This window comes from Anoxybacillus ayderensis, from assembly GCF_013761015.1.
Classification (GTDB): Bacteria; Bacillota; Bacilli; order Bacillales; family Anoxybacillaceae; genus Anoxybacillus; species Anoxybacillus ayderensis.
Genome location: NZ_JACDUV010000011.1, coordinates 1 through 15,956, shown reverse-complemented (window position 1 = coordinate 15,956; position 15,956 = coordinate 1). Strand labels below are relative to the sequence as shown.

The following is a 15,956-nucleotide window of genomic DNA, read 5'->3' as shown; positions in this document are numbered from 1 at the left end:
TTTCGGAGGGGATGAACGTATGAGAAAAGGAACGTTACGTCAAATTTTATTAATTACAGATGGTTGTTCTAACCACGGTGAAGATCCAATTGCTATGGCGGCATTAGCGAAAGAACAAGGAATTACAGTAAATGTGATCGGTGTTCTTGATCAAGACATTATTGATGAGCAAGGGTTGCGTGAAATTGAAGGCATTGCCCAATCGGGTGGTGGAATTAGTCAAGTCGTGTACGCTAAACAATTGTCACAGACGGTCCAAATGGTAACAAGAAAAGCGATGACACAGACGTTGCAAGGAGTCATTAATCGAGAGTTGAAACAAATTTTAGGATCGCAAGCTTCGATCGAGCAACTCCCACCAGAAAAAAGGGGAGAAGTGATGGAAGTTGTCGAAGAATTAGGGGAAACCGTTAACTTACAAGTTTTAATATTAGTAGATACAAGCGGGAGTATGAAGACGAAGTTGCAAACAGTGAAAGAAGCATTGTTAGATTTATCGATTAGTTTAAATGCTCGTTCGGGAAATAATGAGTTTTCTGTTTTCGTATTTCCCGGGAAAAAAGGAGAAGTGGACCGCATTTTAGATTGGACACCGAAAATGGAGTCGATTTCAAGTGTGTTTCCGAAGCTAACATCCGGGGGAATTACACCGACCGGTCCAGCCATCCGCGAGGCGCTACAACAATTCCAAAAAAGACGTTCATTAAAAAGCTTATTTACTCACGATGGTGATGACGATGTATACATCGAACAATCTATGTAACATCCGAACAGGAACGGTTATACAAGGAAAGTGGCATAAACATCGCTATGAAATTATTAAGCAGCTCGGTAAAGGAGCAAACGGAGTTGTTTATTTAGCGAAAGAAGGACGAACGTTTGTCGCGCTAAAAATAAGCAACCAAGCAACAGCTATGATGTCAGAAGTAAATGTACTGAAACGATTTTTAGAGGTCCAGGGAGTCGCCCTCGGACCTTGTTTATTAGATGTAGATGATTGGATTCATCCGCAAGAAAAAAAGATTTATTCATTTTATGTGATGGAGTATATTGAAGGGGATGATTTGTTAACTTTTATTCAAAAACGTGGGAAAGAATGGATTATTGTTATTATATTGCAGCTGCTAGGTGATTTGCATAAGTTACATGAAAAAGGATGGGTGTTTGGTGATTTAAAACCAGAAAATTTAATCGTTTCCGGGAAGGTTCCAAAAGTTCGGTTAATTGATGTGGGGGGGACGACGATTCGCGGGAGGGCGATTAAAGAATTTACAGAGTTTTTTGATCGAGGGTATTGGGGAATGGGAACAAGGAAAGCAGATCCATCATATGATTTGTTTGCCGTAGCGATGATTATGATTAATATGTGCTATCCAAAGCGATTTGAAAGAAAAGAAAACGGACGAGAGCAGTTGCGTCTCATGATTTGCTCCCATCCGTACTTAAAAACATATGAAAAAATATTATGGCGTGCACTAGATGGAAAGTATACTTGCGCTTACGAAATGAGAAAAGAGTTATTGCAATGTATGCAACAACCGTCTATGCAGACAGAAAAAAAACGGGGAGAGAGAGTCGTGCACGTAAAAGAAAAGAAAAAATTTCGCTGGGTAGAGACGATGTTTTTATTTGTTTGCGTCTTATTTATGTATGTCGTTTATTTGTATGTCCAAATTCTTTAATTTTTTCTGCGTTCGTTTTGAGTATGAGGAATGGGATATGGTACGATTGTAAAAAACGACGTTGTTAAGAGGGAGAGTATGTTAGACATTGTACATCAATTTATTGAAAAGCATCAATTGCTTGAACGTCATACGACTGTCGTTGTTGGTGTATCGGGTGGTCCGGATTCGTTAGCGTTGCTCCATTTTTTATGGAGCGAACGGGAGCGATATGACATTCAAATCGTTGTGGCACACGTTGATCATATGTTGCGAGGAAAACAGTCGGAAGAAGATATGCATTTTGTGAAACATTTTTGCGATCAACGTAGTATTATATGTGAGGCGAAACAGCTGAACGTCCAATTATATATGGAGCAAACCGGAAAAGGGGTGCAAGAAGCAGCTCGTGATTGCCGCTACGCCTTTTTTGAACAAGTGATGCATAAGTACAAAGCGCATTGTGTCGCTTTAGCTCATCACGGTGATGATCAGATGGAAACGGTGCTTATGCGACTTGTGCGCGGAAGCACATCGAAAGGATATGCAGGCATACCAATCAAGCGGCCATTTGGCAACGGATATATTATTCGCCCTTTTTTATGCATTGATCGACAGCAAATTGAACAGTATTGTCAGAATAATGGCTTGCGTGCTCGTCACGACCCAAGCAATGACAAAGATGATTACACGCGCAATCGTTTCCGTCGTTACGTTCTCCCTTTTTTAAAAAGTGAAAACAGTCGTGCTCATGAGCATGTTCAACAATTTAGCGAGACGATGAGCGAAGATGAAGCATTTTTAGAGCAATTAACGAAAGAAAAATTGAAAGATGTTGTTGACCAACAAAAAGGGCATGTCCGTGTCCATATTCCTTTGTTTATGCGCATGCCAAAACCTTTACAAAGGCGAGGGATTCAACTAATATTAAACTATCTTTATGGGAATGTTCCATCGTCGTTATCTTCTATACATATAAACCAGGCGCTACTTTTTTTAAAACGACAACATCCTTCAGGTATGCTTCATTTTCCAAATGGTTTAAAAGTCATTCGTCAATACGAGGTGTGTATATTTACGTTTCAACAGGAACAAACGAGTGAATATGAGTTTCTTTTCCGTGTTCCTGAGACGCTCGTATTACCAAACGGATGTCAACTCACTAGTCAGTTTGTTGATCGTTATCCTGTCATTGAAGACGATGAGCATGTAGTGATTGATGTTGATCAATTAGCGTTGCCGCTCCGGGTTCGAACGAGAAAGCGTGGAGACCGCATGAAAGTAAAAGGAATGGAGCATCCGAAAAAAGTAGCTCGCATTTTTATTGACGAAAAAATCCCAGCGAGCGAGCGGGAACAATGGCCAATTGTTGAAGATGCAAATGGGAACATCATATGGATTCCTGGTGTAAAAAAATCAGTTTATACAGCAACAAATATTACAAAAAATCGCTATATTGTATTACACTATAAAAAGCAATGAATGATAGTAGGAGGAAAGAATATGGGTATGCATCAAGATATGGAAAAAATTTTAATTACTGAAGAACAAATTCAACAAAAAGTAAAAGAGTTAGGAGCATTATTGACGAAAGAATATGAAGGGCGCTTTCCGCTTGCGGTTGGTGTATTAAAAGGTGCTATGCCGTTTATGGCAGACTTAATTAAGCATATAGATACATATTTAGAAATTGATTTTATGGATGTATCGAGTTATGGAAATGCGACAGTATCGTCTGGAGAAGTGAAAATTTTGAAAGACTTAAACACATCCGTTGAAGGTCGTGACGTGCTCATTATTGAGGATATTATTGATAGTGGTTTAACACTCAGCTATTTAGCCGACTTATTCCGCTATCGCAAAGCAAAATCGATTAAAATCGTGACTTTGCTCGATAAACCGTCTGGTCGCAAAGCGAGTATTGAAGCAGATTATATCGGTTTTATCGTTCCGGATGAATTCGTTGTCGGTTATGGGTTAGACTATTGTGAGAAATACAGAAATCTTCCGTACATCGGTGTGTTAAAGCCAGAAGTATACAGCAAATAATTTTTTCGTGCACATCGTTTGTTTTGGAACGTTTTTCTATGATACTATTGACTATAGCGTGTTTTAAGTGTGGGAGGAGGTAGGAAATGAACCGCATTTTCCGTAATACAATCTTTTACTTGCTTATTTTCCTTGTCGTCATTGGCGTTGTGAGCTTTTTAAATGGCGGCAACCAACGGGCGGAACGGATGACGTACGATGCGTTCATTACCCATCTAGAAAATGGTGATGTAAAGTATGTCTCGTTGAAGCCGGAGCGAGGCGTTTATGAAATTCGTGGGCAATTAAAAACTTATGCTGAAGGGCAGTTTTTTACGACATACGTAGCAAATAGCCCACAAGTTCTTCAGCGAATCGATGAGGCAGCGAAGCAGGCGAAGGTAGAAGTGTTGCCTGCTGATGAAACGAGCGGATGGGTGACGTTTTTTACGTCCATTATTCCGTTTATCATCATTTTTATTTTGTTCTTCTTTTTATTAAATCAAGCGCAAGGCGGCGGCAGCCGAGTGATGAATTTTGGCAAAAGCCGTGCGAAACTGTATAACGAAGATAAGAAGCGCGTGCGCTTTAAAGACGTTGCCGGTGCGGATGAAGAAAAGCAAGAACTTGTTGAAATTGTTGAGTTTTTAAAAGATCCTCGCAAGTTTGTCGAGCTTGGCGCTCGCATTCCAAAAGGGGTTCTTCTCGTCGGACCACCAGGAACAGGGAAAACGTTATTGGCAAGAGCTGTTGCTGGAGAAGCAGGTGTCCCGTTTTTCTCTATTAGCGGTTCAGATTTCGTTGAAATGTTTGTCGGTGTCGGTGCTTCGCGTGTACGTGATTTATTTGAAACAGCGAAGAAAAATGCTCCTTGTATCATTTTCATTGACGAGATTGATGCGGTCGGGCGTCAACGTGGTGCTGGCTTAGGTGGAGGTCACGATGAAAGGGAGCAAACATTAAACCAATTGCTTGTTGAAATGGATGGATTTAGCGGAAATGAAGGCATTATTATTATCGCCGCAACAAACCGTCCAGACATTTTAGACCCTGCCCTTTTACGTCCGGGTCGTTTTGACCGTCAAATTACGGTTGACCGTCCAGATGTGAAAGGACGTGAAGCGGTTCTTCGTGTGCACGCGCGCAACAAGCCTCTTGATGAATCTGTTGATTTAAAAGCGATTGCGATGCGTACACCTGGTTTTTCTGGTGCAGATTTAGAAAACTTATTAAATGAGGCTGCACTTGTTGCTGCTCGACGTAACAAGAAAAAAATTGATATGAGCGATATTGATGAAGCAACGGATCGTGTCATTGCTGGTCCTGCTAAGAAAAGTCGCGTCATTTCTGAAAAAGAACGAAAAATTGTCGCTTATCACGAAGCAGGTCATACAGTCATTGGCATGGTGCTTGCTGATGCGGAAATGGTACATAAAGTAACGATTGTACCGCGCGGTCAAGCAGGTGGCTATGCGGTCATGTTGCCAAAAGAAGATCGTTATTTTATGACAAAACCAGAATTGCTTGATAAAATTACAGGTCTTCTCGGTGGACGCGTGGCGGAGGAAATTGTTTTTGGCGAGGTGAGTACAGGAGCACATAACGATTTCCAACGTGCAACAAGCATCGCTCGTCGCATGGTTACGGAGTTTGGTATGAGCGATAAACTTGGACCGATGCAGTTTGGTCAATCTCACGGTCAAGTGTTTTTAGGTCGTGATTTGCATAACGAGCAAAACTACAGCGATCAAATCGCATACGAAATTGACCTTGAGATGCAACGCATTATTAAAGAATGTTATGAAAAAGCTAAGCGTGTATTAACAGAAAATCGCGACAAGCTAAACCTCATTGCGAATACGTTGCTTGAAGTTGAAACACTTGATGCGGAGCAAATTAAGCATTTGTTCGAGCACGGTACGTTACCAAATCGAAATGGCAATCAACAAGATGAGGTAAAAGTAAATATTCAAACGAAAAAAGAAGAATAAAGGTGTCTCTTTTTATAAGAGGCATCTTTTTTTACCGTCCGTTCAAACGAGTATGGTATGATGAAAAAAGGAACAAATTGCGAAAAGTGGGGATGAGTGATGATTTTTGTATTAGACGTTGGAAACACAAATACAGTACTAGGTGTATATGATGGAGACGAACTGAAGTTTCACTGGCGCATTGAAACGAGCCGAAGCAAAACAGAAGATGAATACGGGATGATTGTGAAAATGTTGTTGCAAGATGTCGGATTGCATTTTTCTGACATTGACGGCATCATTATTTCTTCCGTTGTTCCGCCAATTATGTTTGCGTTAGAACGAATGTGTACAAAATATTTTCATATTAAGCCCCTCATTGTCGGTCCAGGCATTAAAACAGGGCTGAACATTAAGTATGACAATCCGAAAGAAGTCGGAGCAGACCGAATTGTCAATGCTGTAGCGGGCATTCATTTGTACGGTGCACCGCTTATTATCGTTGATTTCGGTACAGCAACAACATACTGTTATATTAACGAGCATAGACAATATATGGGAGGAGCTATTGCGCCAGGTATTACGATTTCCACAGAAGCGCTTTATTCTCGAGCCGCTAAACTTCCGCGTATTGAAATTGCCCGTCCAGACGATATTATTGGGAAAAATACAGTAAGTGCGATGCAGGCTGGTATTTTATATGGATATGTCGGACAAGTAGAAGGAATTGTGTCACGGATGAAAGAAAAAAGCACTATTCCTCCAAAAGTAATTGCAACAGGTGGATTAGCATCACTAATTGCCCATGAATCGAGTGTGATTGATATCGTCGATCCGTTTTTAACGTTAAAAGGATTGCAATTGTTATATGAGCGAAACAAGAAAGGTGAGTGACAGCAATGGGAGATTATTTAGTAAAAGCGTTGGCATACGATGGTCAAGTGCGAGCGTATGCAGCACGAACAACAGAAACGGTTCAGGAGGCACAAAGGCGACATGAAACGTGGCCAACAGCGTCTGCTGCTTTAGGTCGTGCCATGACGGCGGGTGTGATGATGGGGGCCATGTTAAAAGGAGATAGCCAAATTACAATTAAAATTGAAGGTGGCGGACCTATTGGACATATTCTTGTTGATAGTAACGCCAAAGGACATGTGCGTGGTTACGTATCCAATCCACATGTAAATGCGAATGGGAAGCTCGATGTCGCCCGGGCAGTTGGGACAAATGGGACATTAACAGTGGTGAAAGACTTAGGGTTACGCGATTATTTTACAGGACAAGTTCCGCTCGTATCTGGAGAACTTGGTGAAGACTTTACATACTATTTCGTCTCCTCTGAACAAACGCCATCGTCCGTTGGGGTTGGTGTGTTAGTTAACCCAGATTATACGATATTAGCGGCTGGTGGTTTTATTTTACAACTCATGCCGGGAACAGAAGAAAAAACAATTGCCGACATTGAAAAAAATTTAGCTACTATTCCGCCGATCTCCAAAATGATCGAAAGTGGTTTGACGCCGGAACAAATTTTATATGAACTGCTCGGTGGGGAACAAAATGTAAAAATTCTCGAAACGATGCCCGTGTCATTTGTTTGTCGTTGCTCGCGTGAACGAGTAGCAGATGCTATTATTAGCTTGGGAGCGGAAGAAATTCAGCAAATGATTGATGAGGAAGGGAAAGCGGAAGCATCTTGTCATTTTTGTAATGAAACGTACATATTTTCGGCCGAAGATCTTGAGGAGTTAAAAAAATTAGCAAAACAAAAATAAATGATTGACAATTTCGAAAATAACTGATAAATTGGTTACAAATTCTATAAAAATACTCGGGATTAGAGGTGGATGAAATGGCGCGTGTAGTACAATCCATTACAGAGTTAATTGGTCAAACACCGGTAGTGAAGTTAAATCGCATCGTTGATGAAAATAGCGCAGACGTATATTTGAAGTTAGAGTTTATGAATCCGGGAAGCAGCGTAAAAGACCGAATTGCGCTTGCGATGATTGAAGCAGCAGAAAAAGCCGGAAAAATTCAGCCTGGGGATACAATCATTGAACCGACAAGTGGAAATACGGGAATTGGTTTAGCGATGGTTGCTGCTGCAAAAGGATATAAAGCCATTTTTGTTATGCCTGATACGATGAGTTTAGAGCGTCGCAACTTACTTCGCGCTTATGGAGCGGAGCTTGTGTTAACCCCAGGGAGCGAAGGGATGCGAGGTGCTATTCAAAAAGCAGAGCAGCTTGCACAAGAGCACGGTTATTTTATGCCGCAACAATTTAAAAACGAAGCAAATCCGGAAGTGCATCGTTTAACGACAGGAAAAGAAATCGTTGAACAAATGGGCGATCAATTAGATGCGTTTGTAGCTGGCATTGGAACGGGTGGAACGATTACAGGAGCTGGAGAAGTGTTGCGCCAAGCATACCCAAACATTAAAATTTATGCTGTTGAACCAGCTGACTCTCCTGTGCTTTCAGGTGGAAAACCAGGTCCGCATAAAATACAAGGTATCGGTGCAGGATTCGTTCCAGATATTTTAAATACATCCATTTACGATGAAGTCGTCACTGTAAAGACAGAAGAAGCATTTGCAGCGGCTCGTCTAGCTGCTCGCCAAGAAGGTATTTTAGGAGGCATTTCATCTGGTGCAGCGATTCATGTAGCATTGCAAGTGGCGAAAAAATTAGGAAAAGGAAAGAAAGTGTTAGCAATTATTCCGAGTAACGGTGAACGTTATTTGAGCACACCACTATATCAGTTTGAAGAATAATTCGGCAAGGACATTCTTGCCGAATTTTTTTTCGTGATTGTTTCTATATGTTCGTTGTACAATAAGCGTATGGACTGATGGAGAGGAGTGACATCTTTGAGCCAGCAAAAGCGACGACCGATGATGAAAAAAATCTCATACGCACAACGTGACTGGTTTTTGCAATATAAAGCATTGTCGCGAAAACAGTTGCATCATGTTTTGCTTGAAAGCGGTCGGGACGGCCGATACAGTATTATCGGCTTACAACCATTTGCGGTTGTCATTGGAAAAGATGACAAGTTGACAGTGTGGCAGAAGCATCGCACAGAGACGTTTGAAGGGAATATATTGCAATCATTAAAAAAATGGTTGAATCAATGGAAGATAGACAAATTAGAGGAAGGTCCAGACTTTCAAGGTGGGGCGATCGGCTACATTAGTTACGATTGTGCCCGGTATATTGAAAAGCTCCCTTCGATCGCACGTGACGATTTAAACATGCCTGATTTATATTTTTTAGTATTTGACGATGTGTTTGTATATGACCATGATGAATCATCTCTTTATTTTATTACTCATTATGTAAATGGGGAAGAACGCCAAGCGCGTGAACGTCTTGAACGGTACGAGCGATTATGGACAACGGAATTTACAGATGCTTCTCGTCCGTTTATTCCGAACTATGAAAAAGAAGAAACGGTGTCAATCAGCGAAGAGCAGTTTATGGAAGCTGTCGAAAAAGTGCGGGCGTATATTGCGCAAGGCGATGTTTTTCAAGTGAACTTGTCTGTGCGACAGTCGAAACGGTTACTTACTCATCCGTTTGCGATTTATGAAAAATTACGTACATTAAATCCATCACCATACATGGCGTATATGCATTTTCCTGAATTTCAAATCGTGAGCGGCTCCCCAGAGCTACTCGTGAAAAAAAGGGGGGAGTATGTAAGTACACGTCCGATTGCAGGAACGCGTTCACGCGGCAAAACGATTCAAGAAGATGAACAAATTGCGCAGTCATTATTAGCAAACGAAAAAGAGCGAGCGGAACATTTAATGCTTGTTGATCTGGAGCGTAATGATCTTGGACGTGTATGTGCATATGGGACGGTACACGTAGACGAGTTTATGGTAATTGAAAAATATTCTCATGTAATGCATCTCGTTTCCCATGTTTCTGGACGACTTGCAGAAGGGAAAGATGCGTTTGATGTGATATCAGCTGTGTTTCCAGGTGGAACGATTACAGGGGCACCGAAAGTACGAACGATGGAAATTATTGAAGAGCTAGAGCCTGTTCGACGTGGTGTTTACACAGGTTCCATTGGCTGGATCGGATTTAACGGCGATATGGAGCTAAACATTGCGATTCGAACGATGATTGCGAAAGATGGTCTTGCCTATGTACAGGCGGGGGCAGGGATCGTTATTGATTCTCAACCAGAACATGAATATAAAGAATGTTTAAAGAAAGCATTTGCCTTATGGAAAGCAAAAGAGCTGAGCGAAGAAGAGTATGTACAATTAAGCATGAGGTGAGCAAAATGATTTTAATGATTGATAATTATGATTCATTTACGTATAACTTAGTTCAATATTTAGGGCAATTAGGGGAAGAATTAATCGTTAAACGAAACGATGAAGTAACGATTGCTCAAATTGAACAAATTCAGCCACATTTTTTAATGATTTCGCCTGGTCCTTGCAGTCCGAATGAAGCAGGCATCAGCATGGAGGCGATTCAATATTTCGCAGGGAAGATCCCGATTTTTGGTGTATGTCTTGGTCACCAGTCGATTGCGCAAGTGTTTGGCGGGGAAGTTGTTCGGGCGGAACGTTTAATGCACGGGAAAACATCGCCCATTTTTCATGATGGAAAGACGATTTTTACTCAAATTCCGAATCCGTTTACCGCTACGCGTTATCATTCGTTAATTGTAAAAAGAGAAACATTGCCCGATTGCTTTGACATTTCCGCATGGACAGAAGAAGGAGAAATTATGGCCATTCGCCATAAAACATTGCCGATTGAAGGGGTGCAGTTTCATCCTGAGTCGATCATGACGGAATATGGTTTAGAGATGCTTAAAAATTTCATTACACTATATAGACGAAAGTGATGCCTTATGTTCGTTTATGTAAATGGACAAGTTGTAAAAAAGGAAGATGCTCGTATTTCTCCGTTTGATCATGGATTTATGTATGGGCTTGGGGTGTTTGAAACGTTTCGCGTATATGATGGACATCCATTTTTGCTCGATGATCATTTAGCTCGTCTTCATAACGGACTCGATATGCTCAACATTTCATGTTCTATCACTCGAAATGATGTTTTGCATATTCTTTCCCAATTGTTACAGGCTAACGGTTATCGCGATGCATATGTTCGTTTAAACGTTTCAGCTGGAATCGGAGATGTTGGGTTGCAAGTGGAACAATATACACATCCGACGATCATTATGTATATGAAACGTATTCCAGCCTTTGCGGAAGAGAAAGTATGTAAAACTTTACAAGTGAAACGAAATACGCCAGAAGGGTGTATTCGCTTAAAATCGCATCACTATTTAAACAATATTTTAGGTAAAAGGGAAATTGGTCATCATCCAAATGTAGAAGGCATTTTCCTTACAGAAGAAGGATGTGTAGCAGAAGGGATTGTTTCTAACATTTTCTGGGTGAAAGATGGTGTTGTGTACACCCCTGCCGTACAAACGGGGATTTTAAACGGTGTGACCCGAATGTTTGTGATCGATTTACTACACTCATGGGGCATTCGTGTGGAAGAAGGTTTTTATTCGCTACAACAGCTAAAAAGCGCAGATGAAATCTTTTTAACAAATTCCATTCAAGAAGTTGTGCCGGTTTGTCGGCTAGATGAGGATATATATCCCGGGAAATGTGGGGAAATAACAAAACGTCTACAACGTGCGTACGCATCGTTTACAACGCATTTATGGACAAGGTACGACAGAAAGGATGGGTACGTCAATTGATTGATGTCATTTATTGCGGAAAGCATAAGTTAGATTTACGAAAACAAACAGTTATTATGGGCATTTTAAACGCAACTCCTGATTCTTTTTCTGATGGTGGGAAGTTCAATCACGTAGAGCAGGCAATTGAACGGGCAAAACAACTTGTAGCTGAGGGAGCGCACATCATTGATATCGGGGGGGAATCAACTCGCCCCGGGGCTGAAAAAGTACCGCTTGAAGAAGAATTGCGTCGCGTCATTCCCATTGTGGAAGCAGTAGCCAAAGCGGTGGATGTGCCAATTTCTATCGATACGTATAAAGCAGAAGTCGCAAAACAAGCCATTGAAGCAGGGGCTACGATGATTAACGATGTTTGGGGAGCAAAAGCCGATCCGAATATGGCTAAAGTAGCGGCTAATTACGGTGTTCCGATTGTATTAATGCATAATCGTCACGATCGCAATTATAAACATTTTATTTCAGATATGATCAATGATTTAAAAGAGAGTATTCATCTTGTAAAACAAGCAGGTGTGACCGATGAACAAATTATTATCGATCCAGGTATTGGTTTTGCTAAAACAGTAGAGCATAATTTAGAAGTGATGCGTCGATTAGATGAGTTTGCAGTCCTTGATTATCCTATTTTGTTAGGAACATCACGAAAGTCATTTATTGGGCATGTGCTTGATTTACCCGTCCACGAACGAGTAGAAGGAACGGGAGCAACCGTTTGTCTCGGCATTGCGAAAGGCGTGCATATCGTTCGCGTACATGACGTTTTACCGATCGCTAGAATGGCTAAAATGATGGATGCGATGATCGGGAGAGGGTGGGAGCATGAGCGATAAAATTTACGTTCAGCAAATGGAGTTTTACGGTTATCACGGGGTGTTTCCTGAGGAAAATAAACTCGGTCAACGTTTTTACGTTGATGTTATGATTGAAACGGATTTAAGAAAAGCAGGTGTAACGGACGATTTAAGTGAAACGGTTAATTACGCACATATATATGACATATGTCAAAGTATCGTTGAAGGAAAGCCGTTTAAATTGATCGAGGCAGTAGCGGAACGTATTGCTGAGCAAATTTTATCTACGTATACAACGATTTCGTCGTGTACAGTCAAGGTGACGAAGCCAAATCCACCTATTAAAGGTCACTATGCGTATGTGGCAGTTGAAATGACGAGAGGGCGTTAACAAATGGAACATATTGCTTATATTGCATTAGGCTCAAATATAGGAGATCGTTTTGATTATTTATGTAAAGCGGTCGCGGCTTTAAATAACCACCCATGTATTTCGGTTTTAGCGACATCCTCCGTTTATGAAACAGATCCGGTTGGATATGTCGACCAAGCTTGTTTTTTAAATATGGTTGTAAAAGTTGCTACGTCGCTATCTCCATTTGCTTTGTTGGAAGCAACGATGGACATTGAAAAACAGTTTGGTCGCAAACGAGAAGTTCATTGGGGGCCACGAACGTTAGACCTTGACATTTTGCTATATAATCACGAAAATATTGAAACAGAACAACTTATCATTCCGCATCCGCGCATGTATGAACGGGCGTTTGTATTAATCCCGTTGTTTGAAATAGATGAATCGCTAATTATTCCTTCAGTTCAACGTCCTTTACGTTCGTACGTTGAACAGTTATCGGACCAAGGCGTTCGTATATGGAAAAGTCGCAAAGCGGTGGAGGAACAATTTATGTTAGAAAGAAAGGAGGGAGTTTAATGTTTAAAATCGGAAATGTACAAATTAATAATCCTGTCGTGCTTGCTCCGATGGCGGGCGTATGTAATTCAGCTTTTCGTCTAACTGTAAAAGAGTTTGGTGCAGGACTTGTTTGTGCAGAGATGGTTAGCGATAAAGCGATTTTATTTAATAATCCAAAAACAATGGGCATGCTCTATATTGATGAGCGTGAAAAACCATTAAGCTTGCAAATTTTTGGTGGAGAAAAAGAAACGCTTGTACAAGCGGCCAAATATGTAGATAAGCATACGAATGCGGACATTATTGATATTAACATGGGATGCCCTGTTCCGAAAATTACAAAATGTGATGCGGGGGCAAAATGGCTATTAGATCCAAATAAAATTTACGACATGGTAGCGGCGGTTGTTGATGCCGTAGAAAAGCCTGTAACGGTAAAAATGCGGATTGGTTGGGATGAAAACCACATTTATGCTGTTGAAAATGCTCAGGCGGTGGAACGAGCAGGCGGACAAGCTGTTGCGGTCCATGGGCGAACACGCGTACAAATGTATGAAGGAAAAGCGGATTGGAACGTTATTAAACAAGTAAAAGAAGCCGTTCGCATTCCTGTTATCGGTAACGGCGATGTCCAGACTCCTCAAGATGCAAAACGAATGTTAGAGCAAACGGGCGTCGATGGTGTGATGATTGGCCGAGCTGCCCTTGGTAATCCGTGGATGATTTATCGTACAGTTCGTTATTTGGAAACAGGTGATCTCATTCCGGAACCATCTGTGCGTGAAAAAATCGAAGTATGCATTTTGCATTTAGATCGTTTAATCGCTTTGAAAAACGAGTATATCGCTGTAAAAGAAATGCGCAAACATGCTGCGTGGTACTTAAAAGGTATTCGCGGAAACGCCAAAGTACGCAATGCGATTAACGAATGCCAGACGCGCGATGAGCTTGTGACGTTACTTATGAATTTTGTCGAAGAAGTTGAAGCAAAAGAAAGTGATGTTGTGATGGAAGTATAAAGCATACTGTCAGCTCATGCTGGCAGTATGGCTTAAAAAATAAAAGGTCATTGGAGTGAACTTTGTTATGTCACATGAAGAATTAAATGATCAACTGTTAGTTCGTCGTGAAAAGTTACATAAGTTACGCGAAAAAGGAATTGATCCATTCGGGAAACGATTCGAGCGCACACATAAAGCTGAAGAGTTGTTTGCGCTATACGGTCATTTATCGAAAGAGGAACTTGAGGAGAAACAAATTCATGTTTCTGTAGCCGGTCGCATTATGACAAAGCGTGGCAAAGGAAAAGCTGGATTTGCACATATTCAAGATTTAACAGGGCAAATTCAAATTTATGTGCGCAAAGACGATGTTGGCGAAGAGCAGTATGAAATTTTCGATACGTCAGATTTAGGGGATATTGTTGGTGTCCAAGGCACAGTATTTAAAACAAAAGTGGGCGAGCTATCTATTAAAGTGCATGCATATGAAATGTTAACAAAATCGTTGCGTCCACTCCCTGAAAAGTACCATGGGCTTAAAGACATTGAGCAACGTTACCGCCAACGTTATCTCGATTTAATTATGAATCCAGAAAGCAAAAAAACATTTATTACACGCAGCTTAATCATTCAGTCCATGCGTCGCTATTTAGATCAAAAGGGATATTTAGAAGTAGAGACCCCTATGATGCATTCGATTGCTGGAGGGGCTGCGGCTCGTCCGTTTATTACGCATCATAACGCTTTAGATATGACGTTGTATATGCGTATTGCGATCGAATTACATTTAAAACGTTTAATTGTTGGTGGATTAGAAAAGGTATATGAAATCGGTCGTGTATTCCGAAACGAAGGTATTTCAACGCGCCACAATCCGGAGTTTACAATGCTTGAGCTTTATGAAGCTTATGCTGATTATACAGACATTATGAAATTGACAGAAGATATGATCGCGCATATTGCCCAAGAAGTGCTTGGAACTACAAAAATTCAATATGGAGAATATGAAGTAGATTTAACTCCTTCTTGGAAACGACTTCATATGGTTGATGCGATTAAAGAGTATGTTGGTGTTGACTTTTGGAAGCATATGAGCGATGAAGAAGCTCGTCAACTAGCGAAAGAACACGGAGTAGAAGTAGCTCCGCATATGACATTCGGTCATATTGTAAATGAATTTTTTGAGCAAAAGGTAGAACAACACCTCATTCAGCCGACATTTATTTACGGTCATCCGGTTGAAATTTCGCCTTTAGCGAAGAAAAATCCAGAAGATCCTCGTTTTACAGATCGATTTGAACTATTTATCGTTGCCCGTGAGCATGCAAATGCATTCACAGAATTAAACGACCCAATTGATCAACGGGAACGATTTGAAGCGCAATTAAAAGAAAAAGAACAAGGAAATGACGAAGCGCATGAGATGGACGAAGATTTTATCGAAGCGCTAGAGTACGGTATGCCACCAACGGGTGGGTTAGGAATTGGTATTGATCGCCTTGTTATGTTGTTAACGAACTCACCATCGATTCGCGATGTGTTGCTGTTCCCTCAAATGCGTCATAAGTAATGATGAAAGTCCCGAGACGATCGGGACTTTTTTTGAAAAAAGTAAAAAAACATATTGCTAAAAGATAATCAAATATGATATATTACTAATCGTCCGTGTTGAAGATAGCACGGAAAAAGATGAATAAAAATGTTGACAAAGAAAACAGTAAATGTTATATTAAAAAGGTCGCTTCAAAAGCGACGAGATGTTCCTTGAAAACTGAACGAAGCGAAAAGCGTACAAAAGCTAAGGATAACTTTTCTATGGAGAGTTTGATCCT

At 40.8% G+C, this 15,956-nt stretch carries 15 protein-coding genes and 1 pseudogene; all 16 read left to right on the top strand.

Translation table 11 applies throughout. From position 1 onward, the window contains the following. Positions 1-7: 7 nt before the first annotated feature. Positions 8-763: pseudogene (locus tag HNR63_RS13000) on the top strand (vWA domain-containing protein); the annotation flags it as partial. Next, positions 726-1,682: a serine/threonine protein kinase gene (locus tag HNR63_RS12995; protein WP_181520962.1), complete on the top strand. Its 957-nt coding sequence runs from the start codon at positions 726-728 to the stop codon at positions 1,680-1,682. The pseudogene HNR63_RS13000 and the gene HNR63_RS12995, both read left to right, overlap by 38 nt. A gap of 78 nt (positions 1,683-1,760) precedes the next feature. Next, complete coding sequence (gene tilS / locus HNR63_RS12990) at positions 1,761-3,143, top strand: tRNA lysidine(34) synthetase TilS (RefSeq protein WP_181520960.1); 1,383 nt, start codon at positions 1,761-1,763, stop codon at positions 3,141-3,143. A 21-nt stretch (positions 3,144-3,164) separates the two neighbouring features. After that, entirely contained in the window at positions 3,165-3,710 is a 546-nt protein-coding gene (gene hpt / locus HNR63_RS12985; RefSeq protein ID WP_085788876.1) for a hypoxanthine phosphoribosyltransferase, read from the top strand. An 86-nt stretch (positions 3,711-3,796) separates the two neighbouring features. Next, a complete protein-coding gene (ftsH, locus tag HNR63_RS12980) occupies positions 3,797-5,680 on the top strand; it encodes an ATP-dependent zinc metalloprotease FtsH (RefSeq protein ID WP_181520958.1) in 1,884 nt (627 codons plus the stop codon). Between the two features lie 99 nt (positions 5,681-5,779). After that, positions 5,780-6,553 carry a type III pantothenate kinase gene (locus HNR63_RS12975; protein WP_181520956.1) on the top strand — a complete coding sequence of 258 codons (774 nt, stop codon included), beginning with the start codon at positions 5,780-5,782 and terminating at the stop codon, positions 6,551-6,553. Positions 6,554-6,558: 5 nt separating this feature from the next. Next, complete coding sequence (gene hslO / locus HNR63_RS12970; RefSeq protein ID WP_181520955.1) at positions 6,559-7,434, top strand: Hsp33 family molecular chaperone HslO; 876 nt, start codon at positions 6,559-6,561, stop codon at positions 7,432-7,434. A 77-nt stretch (positions 7,435-7,511) separates the two neighbouring features. Next, positions 7,512-8,438: a cysteine synthase A gene (cysK, locus tag HNR63_RS12965; protein WP_021095790.1), complete on the top strand. Its 927-nt coding sequence runs from the start codon at positions 7,512-7,514 to the stop codon at positions 8,436-8,438. Between the two features lie 120 nt (positions 8,439-8,558). Next, entirely contained in the window at positions 8,559-9,959 is a 1,401-nt protein-coding gene (gene trpE, locus HNR63_RS12960; RefSeq protein WP_181520985.1) for an anthranilate synthase component I, read from the top strand. 5 nt (positions 9,960-9,964) lie between these two features. Then, a complete protein-coding gene (pabA, locus tag HNR63_RS12955; RefSeq protein WP_181520953.1) occupies positions 9,965-10,540 on the top strand; it encodes an aminodeoxychorismate/anthranilate synthase component II in 576 nt (191 codons plus the stop codon). A gap of 6 nt (positions 10,541-10,546) precedes the next feature. Further along, positions 10,547-11,416, top strand: a complete 870-nt coding sequence (gene pabC, locus HNR63_RS12950; RefSeq protein ID WP_042535939.1) for an aminodeoxychorismate lyase — start codon at positions 10,547-10,549, stop codon at positions 11,414-11,416. Between the two features lie 56 nt (positions 11,417-11,472). Next, positions 11,473-12,249 (top strand): dihydropteroate synthase, encoded by a 777-nt coding sequence (folP, locus tag HNR63_RS12945; RefSeq protein ID WP_246316804.1) that lies wholly within the window; start codon positions 11,473-11,475, stop codon positions 12,247-12,249. Further along, a complete protein-coding gene (folB, locus tag HNR63_RS12940; RefSeq protein WP_042535943.1) occupies positions 12,239-12,601 on the top strand; it encodes a dihydroneopterin aldolase in 363 nt (120 codons plus the stop codon). The genes folP and folB overlap by 11 nt, the downstream gene beginning before the upstream one ends. A 3-nt stretch (positions 12,602-12,604) precedes the next feature. After that, entirely contained in the window at positions 12,605-13,141 is a 537-nt protein-coding gene (folK, locus tag HNR63_RS12935) for a 2-amino-4-hydroxy-6-hydroxymethyldihydropteridine diphosphokinase (protein ID WP_085788880.1), read from the top strand. After that, positions 13,141-14,142, top strand: a complete 1,002-nt coding sequence (gene dusB, locus HNR63_RS12930) for a tRNA dihydrouridine synthase DusB (RefSeq protein ID WP_021095797.1) — start codon at positions 13,141-13,143, stop codon at positions 14,140-14,142. The genes folK and dusB overlap by 1 nt, the downstream gene beginning before the upstream one ends. A gap of 67 nt (positions 14,143-14,209) precedes the next feature. Continuing rightward, positions 14,210-15,694 carry a lysine--tRNA ligase gene (gene lysS / locus HNR63_RS12925; protein ID WP_021095798.1) on the top strand — a complete coding sequence of 495 codons (1,485 nt, stop codon included), beginning with the start codon at positions 14,210-14,212 and terminating at the stop codon, positions 15,692-15,694. Positions 15,695-15,956: the final 262 nt, after the last annotated feature.